At 73.0% G+C, this 12317-nt stretch carries 10 protein-coding genes; 7 read left to right on the forward strand and 3 right to left on the reverse strand.

Annotated elements, in window-relative coordinates; all coding sequences use genetic code 11:
* Positions 1-1111, reverse strand: a 1111-nt coding sequence (locus E4P40_RS21975; protein WP_135160547.1) for an ATP-binding protein, incomplete at its 3' end; no start/stop codon positions are given.
* A 103-nt stretch (positions 1112-1214) separates the two neighbouring features.
* On the opposite strand from E4P40_RS21975, the gene E4P40_RS21980 reads away from it, so the two are divergent.
* Together E4P40_RS21980 and E4P40_RS21985 are read left to right on the forward strand one after the other, a co-directional pair.
* On the forward strand, positions 1215-2300 hold the full coding sequence (locus E4P40_RS21980) for a class I SAM-dependent methyltransferase (RefSeq protein WP_135160548.1): 1086 nt from the start codon (positions 1215-1217) through the stop codon (positions 2298-2300).
* Entirely contained in the window at positions 2297-4486 is a 2190-nt protein-coding gene (locus E4P40_RS21985) for an alpha/beta fold hydrolase (RefSeq protein WP_209305459.1), read from the forward strand. Before E4P40_RS21980 ends, E4P40_RS21985 begins: the two co-directional genes overlap by 4 nt.
* Here E4P40_RS21985 and E4P40_RS21990 read toward each other — a convergent pair.
* Positions 4483-4989 (reverse strand): Lrp/AsnC family transcriptional regulator, encoded by a 507-nt coding sequence (locus E4P40_RS21990; protein WP_245160502.1) that lies wholly within the window; start codon positions 4987-4989, stop codon positions 4483-4485. The two genes, E4P40_RS21985 and E4P40_RS21990, sit on opposite strands and share 4 nt — an antisense overlap.
* Positions 4990-5106: 117 nt before the next feature.
* On the opposite strand from E4P40_RS21990, the gene hppD reads away from it, so the two are divergent.
* The 4 genes from hppD (at position 5107) to E4P40_RS22010 (ending at position 10201) form a co-directional block, all read left to right on the forward strand.
* A complete protein-coding gene (gene hppD, locus E4P40_RS21995; protein ID WP_135160550.1) occupies positions 5107-6312 on the forward strand; it encodes a 4-hydroxyphenylpyruvate dioxygenase in 1206 nt (401 codons plus the stop codon).
* A 76-nt stretch (positions 6313-6388) separates the two neighbouring features.
* On the forward strand, positions 6389-7606 hold the full coding sequence (locus tag E4P40_RS22000) for a cupin domain-containing protein (RefSeq protein ID WP_135160551.1): 1218 nt from the start codon (positions 6389-6391) through the stop codon (positions 7604-7606).
* Positions 7603-8814, forward strand: coding sequence for a fumarylacetoacetase (gene fahA, locus E4P40_RS22005; RefSeq protein WP_135160552.1), 1212 nt, complete (start codon positions 7603-7605; stop codon positions 8812-8814). The genes E4P40_RS22000 and fahA overlap by 4 nt, the downstream gene beginning before the upstream one ends.
* A 10-nt stretch (positions 8815-8824) precedes the next feature.
* Positions 8825-10201: an FAD-dependent oxidoreductase gene (locus tag E4P40_RS22010; RefSeq protein WP_135160553.1), complete on the forward strand. Its 1377-nt coding sequence runs from the start codon at positions 8825-8827 to the stop codon at positions 10199-10201.
* Here the strand turns inward: E4P40_RS22010 and E4P40_RS22015 are convergent.
* A complete protein-coding gene (locus tag E4P40_RS22015) occupies positions 10192-10467 on the reverse strand; it encodes a YciI-like protein (RefSeq protein WP_135160554.1) in 276 nt (91 codons plus the stop codon). The genes E4P40_RS22010 and E4P40_RS22015 overlap by 10 nt on opposite strands.
* Positions 10468-10588: 121 nt before the next feature.
* On the opposite strand from E4P40_RS22015, the gene E4P40_RS22020 reads away from it, so the two are divergent.
* Positions 10589-12262: a SpoIIE family protein phosphatase gene (locus E4P40_RS22020; protein WP_167762337.1), complete on the forward strand. Its 1674-nt coding sequence runs from the start codon at positions 10589-10591 to the stop codon at positions 12260-12262.
* Positions 12263-12317 lie beyond the last annotated feature (55 nt).

A 12317-nucleotide genomic window follows, 5' to 3' on the forward strand; every position in this document is an offset into this window, starting at 1 on the left:
TGCGGTCGCGGGCGCGGGAGGCCGCCGCGTCGAGGAGGCGTGCCGTCTCCTCGTCGGGCCCGAGCGCCGCCTCGCCGAGGTGCCACGCGCGGCGGTCGACGTCGTCCTCGGGCAGGGCCGCCGCCAGCGCGCGGTGGACGGCTCGGCGGGCCGCCGGCGCGGCCTCCGACCACACCGCCGAAGCGACCAGGTTGTGGCGGAAGGTCACGCGCCCCGCCGTGACGGCGAGCAGCTCGGCGGCCTCGGCGTCGTCGAGCGCGGCGGCGTCGACGTCCAGCAGCCGGCAGGCCCGGGAGATCAGCGACAGGTCGTCACCGGCGGCCGCCGCGACCAGCAGCGCCGTCCGGGCCGGTGCCGGCAGGCGGTCCGCGCGCCTGGCGAAGGCACGCGCCAGCCGGGCGGGCACGGGCACCGGCGCACCGGGGGGCAGGGCGTCCAGGAGGGACGGGTCGTCGGCGAGCTCCAGCAGCGCCAGGGGATTGCCGCCGGTGGCCTCGTACAGGCGGTCCGCGACGGCGCCGCGGCGGCTGGCGGACACGAGCTCGCCCGATGCCGCTGGGGACAGGCCCGCGACGGTCAGGACGGGGAGTCCGGCCTCGAGCAGCGGCGAGGGTTCGCCGGCCCGGACCGCGGCGAGCACGACGACCGGGTCGGCGGTCAGCCGGCGTGCGGCGAAGACGAGCGCCTGGGCCGACGGCTGGTCCAGCAGGTGGGCGTCGTCGACCACGACCGCCAGCGGCTGGTCCTCGGCGAACCGGCTGAGCAGGCTGAGCGTCGCGGCGCCCACGGCGAACCGGTCGCTGCCGGTGCCCGGTCGCAGCGCCAGGGCCGTGGCCAGCGCGTCGGCCTGCGGAGCGGGAATGCGGTCGAGGTGCACCAGGGCCGGCCGGAGCAGCTGCAGCAGCGCGCCGAACGGCACCTCCGCCTCCGACTCGGTGCCCGTGGCCCGGAGCAGCCGCATGCCGGTCGCCGAGGCGGCGGCGTCCTCGAGCAGCGCGCTCTTGCCGATGCCCACCTCACCGGTGAGCACGAGGACGGCGCTCTGCCCGACCCGGGCGCCCGACATGAGGTCCCCGATCAGGGACCGCTCGCGCTCGCGACCGAGCAGCATCCGCCGAGTCTAGGGAGCGGCTAGGTGGGTGCCCTGATGCGACGACGCGGTGCGCGCCACGAGGGTCGAGGTCACCGGACCCGCCCCTCCCCGAGGAGATGTCATGACCACCACCGAGCTGCCCACCGCCCGGCCGATCGACCCCGACAAGCTCATGGGCTTCGTGTTCCGCGCCGTCGACGAGGTCGGCGCGACGCTCAACACCGCGCTCGTCGTCATGGGCGATGCCCTCGGCTACTACCGCACGATGGCCGACGGCACCCCGGTCACGCCGTCCGAGCTGGCGGAGCGAACAGGCACCGACGAGCACTACACGCGGGAGTGGCTGGCCGCCCAGGCCGCCGGCAGCTACCTCGAGTACGACCCGGAGACCCGCAGCTACACCCTGCCGGCCGAGCAGGCCGCGGCCCTCACCGACGAGAACAGCCCCGCCTACCTGCCCGGGTTCTTCCAGATCGCCCACGGCACCGTGCGCGACGCAGCAGCGGTGCTGCAGGCTGCGCGCACCGGTGACGGCATCGGCTGGCACGCGCACAACGGCGACGTCCACGTGGGCTGCGAGCGGTTCTTCCGGACCATGTACAACGCGCACCTGATCGGCGAGTGGCTGCCGGCCCTGGACGGCGTCGTCGAGAAGCTGGAGCGCGGCGCGACCGTCGCCGACGTCGGCTGCGGCCACGGCGCCTCGACGGTGCTGATGGCGCAGCACTACCCGCGGTCGACCTTCATCGGCTCCGACTACCACGAGGGCTCGATCGCCGTCGCCCGCGAGCGGGCGGAGCGCGCCGGGGTGGCCGACCGTGTGCGGTTCGAGGTCGCGCCGGCCACCGGCTTCTCCGGCCGCGACTACGACCTGGTGACGATGTTCGACTGCCTGCACGACATGGGCGACCCGGTCGGGGCGGCCCGCCACGTGAAGGAGGCACTCGCCGCTGACGGCACCTGGATGATCGTCGAGCCGATGGCCGGCGACCGGGTGGAGGACAACCTCAACCCGATCGGCCGGGCCTACTACGGGTTCTCGACGCTGCTCTGCACGCCCGCGTCGCTGTCCCAGGACGTCGGTCTCGCGCTGGGCACGCAGGCCGGCCCGGCCCGGATCCGCGACGTCGCCACGACGGCGGGCTTCCGCCGGTTCCGTCCCGCGGCGGGCACGCCCTTCAACAACGTCCTCGAGGTCCGTCGGTGACCGTGTCGACGACGACCCGGCGCCGGGCCCGGCAGGAGCAGACTGCGCATGTGCGGCAGGCACCCAGCCGGGCCCGGGACCCCGACGTCCAGGGCGTGGTCGAGCGGGACGGCGTCCGGCTGGCCTACGAGGTCTTCGGTCAGGACCACGGCCCCACGGTGCTGCTCATGCCGACCTGGTCGATCCTCCCGTCGCGGCACTGGAAGGCGCAGGTCGGCTACCTGGCCCGGCACTTCCGGGTCGTGACGTTCGACGGCCGGGGGAGCGGCGCCTCCGACCGGCCCGCCGGGGCGGCCGCCTACTCCGACGAGGAGTTCGCGAAGGACACCGTCGCGGTGCTCGACGCCACCGGCACCGGGGCGGCGGTCCTGGTGTCGCTGTCGTGCGGCAGCACCTGGTCGGTGCACGTGGCGGCCGTACACCCCGACCGGGTGCTCGGTCTCTTCGCGATCTCGCCGGCCTGCGGCTTCCCCGTGTCCCACCCCGAGCGGGAGCAGTACGCGTGGGACGTCCGCCACCGCGCCCGCTCCGGCTGGGCGCGCTACAACCGGTACTTCTGGCTCGAGGAGGACTACGACGCCTTCCTGTCGTTCTTCTTCGGCCGGATGTTCACCGAGCCGCACTCCACCAAGCAGATCGAGGACTGCATCGGGTGGGGACACGAGATCGCGCCGGAGACGCTCGTCGACACCACGGCCGGCCGGCTGGGCTGCGACGGCGCCGTGTGCCTGCCGCTCGAGCCGCTCTGCGCACAGGTCCGGTGCCCCGTGACCGTCGTGCACGGCACGGACGACCAGGTGCGGCCGTCCGCGATCGGCGAGCGGCTGGCGGAGGCGACCGGCGGTTCCCTCGTGCTGTTGGAGGGCTGTGGCCACGGGCCGCACGCCCGCGACCCGGTGCGGATCAACCACCTGATCCGCGAGTTCGTCGACCGGGTCTGCCCGCGGGTCGACCGGACGACGTGGACGCGGGCGGCCCGGCGCCCGAGGCGGGCGCTGTACCTCTCCTCGCCGATCGGGCTGGGGCACGCGCAGCGGGACGTGGCGATCGCCGCCGAGCTGCGGGCGCTGCATCCCGACCTGCAGATCGACTGGCTCGCCCAGCACCCCGTGACCCGTGTGCTGGAGGGGAGGGGCGAGCGGATCCATCCCGCCTCGGCGGAGCTGGCCAACGAGTCGGCACACGTCGAGCACGAGTCCGGCGAGCACGACCTGCACGCGTTCCAGGCCATCCGGCGGATGGACGAGATCCTCGTGAACAACTTCATGGTCTTCGCCGATGTCGTGGCGCAGGAGCACTTCGACCTCGTGGTCGGGGACGAGGCGTGGGACGTCGACTACTTCCTGCACGAGAACCCGGAGCTCAAGCGATATCCGTTCGCCTGGCTGACCGACTTCGTGGGCTGGCTGCCGATGCCCGAGGGCGGAGCGGCGGAGGCCGCGCTCACCGCCGACTACAACGCCGAGATGATCGAGCAGCGCGCCCGCTTCCGGCCGGTGCGCGACCGCTCGATCTTCGTGGGCAGCCCCGGGGACATCGTGGACGCCGACTTCGGCCCGGGCCTGCCGCCGATCCGCGAGTGGACGGAACGGAACTTCGACTTCGCCGGGTACGTCACCGGCTTCGACCCGGCAGCGATCCGGGGGACCGGCGGGCTGCGGCGGGACCTCGGCATCGGTGCCGACGAGAAGCTCTGCCTGGTCACGGTCGGCGGCTCGGGGGTGGGGGGCTCGCTGCTGCGCCGGGTGCTGGACGCCGTCCCGCTGGTCCGGAGGCTGGTGCCCGAGCTGACGTTCCTCGTCGTCACCGGACCACGGATCGATCCGGCGTCCCTGCCGGAGGTCGCCGGCGTCCGGGTGACCGGCTACCTGCCGGACCTGTACCGGTACCTGGCGGCCTGCGACCTGGCCGTGGTGCAGGGCGGCCTCACGACCTGCATGGAGCTGACGGCGCTGCGCAAGCCGTTCGTCTACGTGCCACTGCGGCGGCACTTCGAGCAGAACTTCCACGTGCGCACGCGCCTCGACCGGTACGAGGCCGGGCGGTGCCTGCCGTACGAGGACGCCGTCGAGCCCGACGCCCTCGCCGAGGTCATCGCCAAGGAGGTGACCCGAGAGATCGCCTACCGCCCGGTCGAGACCGACGGGGCCGCCCGCGCGGCGGCCCTGCTGGCCGAACTGCTCTAGCGCCGCATCGCCGACCGGCCGGCCCCCGGGGCCGCCTCCGACGCCAGCAGCGGGAGGGTGCGGAACGGCACCAGCCGGGACAGCGCGACGACGCTCGTCGATCGGACCACCGCCGGTGACCGGTTGAGGTCGACCAGCACCTGCTGCAGCGCCTCGTGCGAGCTGGCCGCCACCCGGCACAGGACGTCGCCGCTGCCGGTGGTCGCGTGCGCCTCGAGCAGGCCGGGGATGCTCTCCAGATCGCGCTGCACGTCCTCGATCGCGCCCTGGGCGATCTCCAGGGTCACGAACGCCTGGACGCCGAACCCGGCGGCCGCGACGTCGACGTCCGGGCCGTAGCCGGCGACGACGCCGGTGGCCTCCAGGCGCTGCAGCCGCGCGGACACCGTCGCCCGGGCGACGCCGGTCAGCCGGGAGAGCTCCAGTGCCCCCGCACGTGGGTGGCGGTGCAGGGCGTCGAGCAGGGCGACGTCGAGCGCATCGAGAGTCCGCTTGTCAGGCACGTCACCAACTATGCACATTGCGCAGCAGATCGGTGCGGAACGTAGCTCGAACGGGCGGACAGGCCAGCACCATCGCGGCAGCTTGTGCAGCCGTCTCCTCGGGTGTGCAGTTCGGTCATGAGCCTCGAGCAGACCCTCAACGACGAGGAGCGCCTGGCCGACCTGGACCTCGACCAGCTCAAGGAGCTCGTCGGGCTGGTCGAGTACGACTCCTCGGCCGACCCCTTCCCGGTGTCCGGCTGGGACGCACTCGTCTGGGTCGTCGGCAACGCCACCCAGGCGGCGCACTTCTACGAGTCCGCCTTCGGCATGGAGCTCGTCGCCTACTCCGGGCCCGAGACGGGCAACCGCGACTCGCACGCGTACGTCCTGCGGTCCGGGGCCGCGCGGTTCGTGATCCAGGGCGCCTACGACCCGGCCAGCCCGCTGGCCGATCACCACCGTGCGCACGGCGACGGGATCGTCGACATCGCGCTGGCGGTACCGGACGTCGACCGCTGCATCGCCCACGCCCGTGCCCAGGGCGCCACGGTGCTGGAGGAGGCCCACGACCTCACCGACGAGCACGGGACGGTCCGGCTGGGCGCGATCGCCACCTACGGCGACACCCGGCACACCCTGGTCGACCGCTCGCGGTATCACGGTCCCTACCTGCCGGGGTACGCCGCGCGGACGTCGTCCTTCGTTCCGCGGGAGGGCGCGCCGAAGCGACTGTTCCAGGCGATCGACCACGTCGTCGGCAACGTCGAGCTCGGCGCCATGGACCGCTGGGTCGAGTTCTACAACCGGGTCATGGGCTTCACGAACATGGCGGAGTTCGTCGGTGAGGACATCGCCACCGACTACTCGGCGCTGATGAGCAAGGTGGTCGCCAACGGCAACCACCGCGTGAAGTTCCCGCTCAACGAGCCGGCGCACGGCAAGAAGAAGTCGCAGATCGACGAGTACCTGGAGTTCTACGGCGGGCCGGGCGCGCAGCACGTCGCACTGGCCACGAACGACATCCTCGGCACCGTCGACGCGCTGCGCGCCGAGGGCATCGAGTTCCTCGCCACGCCGGACTCCTACTACGAGGACCCGGAGCTGCGGGCCCGCATCGGCAACGTGCGGGCGCCGATCGAGGAGCTGCAGCAGCGCGGGATCCTGGTCGACCGCGACGAGGACGGGTACCTGCTGCAGATCTTCACCAAGCCGATCGGCGACCGGCCCACCGTCTTCTTCGAGCTGATCGAGCGGCACGGCTCGCTGGGCTTCGGGATCGGCAACTTCAAGGCACTCTTCGAGGCGATCGAGCGCGAGCAGGCCAAGCGCGGCAACTTCTGAGGTGCCGAAATCGCCATTTCGGCACCTCTCCTGAGGGGGCCGAATGGCCATTCTGGCACCGGAAAGGGGAGGTTCGATGGCGCACTACCGGCGGGTGGGGGACGTCCCGCCCAAGCGGCACACGCAGTTCCGCCGTCCGGACGGCGGGCTGTACTCCGAGGAGCTGATGGGGGAGGAGGGCTTCTCGTCGGACTCCTCGCTGCTCTACCACCGCGGCATCCCGTCGGCGATGGTCGATGCCCGGCCGTGGGAGCTGCCGGACCAGACCGTGACGCCCAACGTGCCGCTGATGCCCCGCCACCTGAAGCTGCACGACCTCTTCGCCGGTGAGGAGCACGAGGCGACCGACCCCGTGACCGGGCGCCGGCTGGTCCTCGGCAACGCCGACGTCCGCATCTCCTACGCGGTCAGCAGCCTGACCAGCCCCTACTACCGCAACGCCACCGGCGACGAGTGCGTCTACGTCGAGCGGGGGACGGCGACGGTCGAGACGGTCTTCGGCGCGCTGGAGGTCTCGCAGGGCGACTACGTGATCCTGCCGCGGGCGACGACCCATCGGTGGCTCCCGACCGGGAACGAACCCCTGCGCACGTACGCGATCGAGGCGAACAGCCACATCGCCCCGCCGAAGCGCTACCTCTCCCGGTACGGGCAGCTGCTCGAGCACGCCCCCTACTGCGAGCGCGACCTTCGCGGCCCGGCCGAGCCGCTGCTCGCCGAGGTCGGCGACAGCCGTGGGGACACAGAGGTGTACGTGAAGCACCGCGGCGACGGCCCGGGCGGCCTGGCCGGCACGATCCACGTCGTCCCCGAGCACCCGTTCGACGTCGTCGGGTGGGACGGCTGCCTCTACCCCTACGTCTTCGACGTGACCGACTTCGAGCCGATCACCGGCCGGGTGCACCAGCCGCCACCGGTGCACCAGGTGTTCGAGGGCACCAACTTCGTCATCTGCAACTTCGTTCCGCGCAAGGTCGACTACCACCCGCTCGCCGTGCCGGTGCCCTACTACCACTCGAACGTCGACAGCGACGAGGTCATGTTCTACGTCGACGGTGACTACGAGGCCCGCAAGGGATCGGGCATCGGCAGGGGGTCGATCTCGCTGCACCCCGGCGGGCACTCGCACGGCCCGCAGCCCGGGGCGGTGGAGCGCTCGCTCGGAGCGGAGTACTTCGACGAGCTGGCCGTCATGGTCGACACCTTCCGGCCGCTCGGGCTGGGGGAGGGCGGCACGGCCGTGGACGACGGGACGTACGCCTGGTCCTGGTCGGGCCGGGGCCCGACCCCGTGACCTGGGTCGAGCTCCCGCCGGACACCGGCTTCGGGATCGACAACCTGCCGCTGGGCGTCTTCTCCACCGCGGACAGCGGTCGACGGACCGGTGTGCGCATCGGCGACGCGGTCCTCGAGCTGGTGGAGATCACCGGGGACGACGTGCACCGAACGGGGTCGCTGAACGAGTTCATGGCCCGCGGGCCGGTCGCCTGGGCCGCGCTGCGGGCGGACATCAGGCAGTGGCTGACCGAGGAGGCGCACCGCGACACGGTCGAGAAGCACCTGTACCGGCTCGACGAGGTGACTCTCCACCTTCCGGTCGAGGTGGCGGACTACGTCGACTTCTACAGCTCGCGCCAGCACGCCGAGAACGTCGGACGGCTGTTCCGCCCGGACGCCGAGCCCCTGCCGGCCAACTGGACGCACCTGCCGATCGGTTACCACGGCCGGGCCGGGACGGTACGGGTGTCCGGCACGCCCGTCGTGCGGCCGTCGGGTCAGCGGCGGGCGGGCGACTTCGGGCTCTCCGAGCGGCTCGATCTCGAGGCGGAGGTCGGCTTCGTGGTGGGCGTCGGGTCCCAGCTCGGGACGGCGGTCCCGGCCGAGGCGCTCGCCGACCACGTGTTCGGGATCTGCCTGGTCAACGACTGGTCGGCCCGCGACCTGCAGGCGTGGGAGTACGTGCCGCTCGGCCCCTTCCTCGGCAAGTCGTTCCTGACCTCGGTGTCGCCGTGGGTCGTCCCGCTGGCGGCGCTGGAAGCCGCCCGCGTGCCCCCGCCGACCCGCGATCCCCGGCCGCTGGCGTACCTGGACGACGCCGGCCGACCGTGGGGCCTGGACGTCACCCTGGAGGTCCGGCTCAACGGCGAGCTGATCAGCCGTCCACCGTTCGCGACGCAGTACTGGACCGCCCCGCAGCAGCTCGCCCACCTCACGGTCAACGGTGCGTCGCTGCGGACCGGCGACCTGTTCGCGTCCGGCACGGTCAGCGGGCCCCAGCGCGAGCAGTGGGGCTCGCTGCTGGAGCTGTCGGAGAACGGCCGGCAACCGCTGACGATCGCCGACGGCTCCACGAGCACCTTCCTCGAGGACGGCGACGTCGTCACGGTCACCGCGTCGGCGCCTGGCCCGGGCGACTCGCGGATCGGGCTCGGCGAGGTGACCGGGGCGGTCTGTGCACCCGGTGGGTCCGCTCGGCCCGCGGGCGGGCGGACGGTGGCCTAGCGTCCGGAGGATGGGCAAGCGGCTGGTGGTCATCGGAGGCGACGCGGCCGGCGGCAGCGCGGCGTCCCAGGCGAAGAAGCGGCAGCCGGATCTCGACGTCGTCATGTTCGAGCGCGGCCGGGCGACGTCCTACTCCGCCTGCGGCATCCCGTACTGGATCAGCGGCGCCGTGGAGGACGAGGCAGCGCTGATCGCCCGGACGCCGGACCAGCACCGCGCGGCCGGGATCGACGTCCGCATGCGCACCGAAGCGGTCGGCATCGACCTGGACCGGCGCGTCGTCCACTGGCGCGACCTGGATGGCGGCGGGGAAGGCGACGAGCCGTTCGACGACCTGGTGTACGCGACCGGGAGCGTGCCCATGCGCCCGCCGGTGCCCGGCATCGACGCCGAGGGCGTCTACGGCGTGCAGGTCCTCGACGACGGTGTCGCGCTCCGGGAGGAGCTCGCCCGCGGTTCCGTCCGCCGCGTCGTCGTGGTGGGCGGCGGCTACATCGGCCTGGAGATCGCGGAGGCGTGCCGCGTCCGGGGCCTGGACGTCACGGTCGTCGACCGCTCGTCGACGCCGGTCGGCACCTTCGACCCGGACGTCGGCGAGCTGATCGCCGAGGCGGTCCGCCGCGAGGGCGTCGAGATGGTCCTCTCCGACGGCGTGGCCGCCATCGACGTCGGGCCGGACGGCCGCGCGAGGGCCGTTGTCACCGGCAGCGGCCGCGAGTTGCCCGCCGATCTCGTCGTCCTCGGCCTCGGCGTGCGGCCGAACGTGCGTCTCGCCCAGGAGTCGGGCATCCCGCTGGGGACCTCCGGGGGCGTCGCCGTCGACGCGCGCATGCGCACGCGGATCGACGGGGTGTGGGCGGCGGGGGACTGCGTCGAGTCGCGCCACCGGCTCTCCGGCCAGCGGGTGGTCGTGGCCCTGGGCACCCACGCCAACAAGCAGGGCCGGGTCGCCGGCCTCAACATCGGCGGCGGCTACGCCACCTTCCCGGGCGTCATCGGGACGGCGATCACCAAGGTCTGCGACACGGAAGCCGCCCGCACCGGCCTGTCGTCTGCGGAGGCGGACGCGGCCGGCTACTCCTTCGTGAAGGCCGCCGTCGACTCCACCACGAGGGCCGGCTACTTCCCGGGCGCCGCTCCCATTCGGGTGACGATGATCGCCGAGCGGCGGAGCGGGCGGCTCCTCGGTGCGCAGATCGTCGGGCGGGAGGACGCGGCCAAGCGGATCGACGCGCTGGCGATCTGCATCTGGAACGAGATGACCGTCGACGAGATCCTGTCGCTCGACCTCTCCTACGCGCCGCCGTTCTCGCCGGTCTGGGATCCCGTGCTCATCGCGGCCCGCAAGGCGTTCGAGGCCGTGGAGGACGACGTCCGTCAGCTCTGACCGACGACGACGTTCCAGTCGCGGATCGTCCAGCCGGTCACCAGCCCGTGGACGACGTAGGGGTCGGAGTCGGCGAAGCGCTCGACGACCTCGCGCGGCGCCGTCCACACCAGGACGGCCCGGTCGTAGGGGTCGGGCAGCGCGCCGGCGAGCAGCAGCTCACCCCGCTCGTGCGCGGCCCGGGCGAGGGCCAGGTGGTCGTCGCGCAGCGCCGTGCGGCGCTCCAGATAGTTCTCCGCGAGGGTGTACTCGAGCAGGAGGTGCATGTCCCCCACTGTCACACGCGAGCAACCCGACCGATGCCCCGACGCCTTGCGTTCGCCGGGGTAGTGTCCCAAGCCGGTTCGGGGGCGAGTGGCGTCTCGTGCAGCAGGTCCGGGAGGCGTCGTGCGGGAGGCCGGCACGGACTCGCACCTCCTGCGATCGGCGCTCGACGCCCTGCCGGACGGCGTCGTCGTCTTCGACGACGAGTGGACGATCTGCTACGTCAACCTGCCCGGTGCGCGGCTGCTGCGGCGGAACCCCGACGAGCTCGTGGGGCGCAACATCTGGATCGCCCTGCCCGAGCTCGCAGGCACGATCTTCCACAGCTTCCTGCTGCACGCACGCAGCGTCGAGGACCGGGTCACCTGGCGCGGGTACTACACGCCCGCTGCCGAGTGGATCGAGGCCACCGCCGTCCAGGACGGCGCCCGGCTGCACGTGACGTTCCGCCAGGCGACCGGCACGGGGCAGGCGAGCGTCTCGGACCGGGCCGACGGCGAGGCCACGGTCGTCGAGGACGCCGACAGCAGCCGGCTGCGGTTCCTGGCCGAGGTCAGCGAGGTGATGATCGGCAGCCTGGACATGCAGGAGTCCGTCGCCCGGCTGATGGACCTGGTCGTGCCGCGGCTGTGCGACTGGGCCACTGTCACCGTCCTCGGGTACGACGGGCAGCGCGCGGACCTGGGCCGCGCCCACGGGGACCCCCGACGGCTGGCCGACCTGGACACCTACCTGCAGAAGCGCACCCGGCGCGCCGGTGACGACTCCCTGATCACGGCGGCGCTGCTCACCGGGGAACCGGTGCACCTCGACGCGATCCACCCGGCGTTGGCGGAGGACTCCCTGCCGTCGGACGAGGTCCGCGACGCCTGGCGACGACTGGACCCCGCCTCCTGCACGATCGTGCCGCTCCGAGCCCGCGACGAGACCTTCGGCGTCCTGTCGATGATCAACTCGTCGGCGCGGCCGCCGCACGACGAGATGGACATCGCCACGGCTGTCGAGGTGGCCCGCCGTGCCGCCCTCTCGCTGGACAACTCCCGGCTCTACGGGCGGCAGCTCCAGGTCGCCGAGACGCTCCAGCGGAGCCTGCTCACCCCGCCGCCGCAGCCGGACCACCTCCAGATCGCCGTCCGTTACCAGCCGGCCGGCACCAACATGCACGTGGGCGGCGACTGGTACGACGCCTTCCAGCAGCGCGACGGAGCCACCCTGCTCGTCATCGGTGACGTGGTCGGCCACAACGTGGACGCCGCGGCCGCCATGGGGCAGATCCGCAGCATCCTCCGCGGGATCGCCTACGACCGGCAGGAGAGTCCCGCGCAGATCCTCAGCCGGGTCGACGAGGTGCTCACCGGCCTGCGCATCGGCACGCTGGCGACGGCCCTCGTCGCGCGGATCGAGCAGCCGGCGGACCAGGCGCGGGCAGGGCTGCGGACCCTCCGCTGGTCGTCGGCCGGGCACGTGCCGCCCGTCCTCCTGCACCCCGACGGGGACGTCGAGGTCCTCGACTCGGCGCCGGAGATCCTGCTGGGCGCGGAGTCGACGCGCCCGCGGACCGACCACGAGGTGCTGATCGCCCCCGGCCGGACCCTGGTGCTCTACACCGACGGGCTTGTCGAGCACGGCCGGACGGGGATCGACGAGGGGATCGCACGCCTCACCGGGATCGTCGGCGAGCTGGGTGGACTGGGCGTGGACCCTCTCTGCGACCGGCTGCTGGACCGGATCGTCCGGCAGCGTTCGGACGACGACGTGGCGATCGTCGCCGTCCGGTTCCACCCCGAACGCGACTAGCCCCGCGCCGTCACCTGCCCAGGGCAGCGCCGAGCCGGGTCACCGCCGCGGCCTC

The sequence above is a fragment of the Blastococcus sp. CT_GayMR20 genome (genome assembly GCF_004570345.1).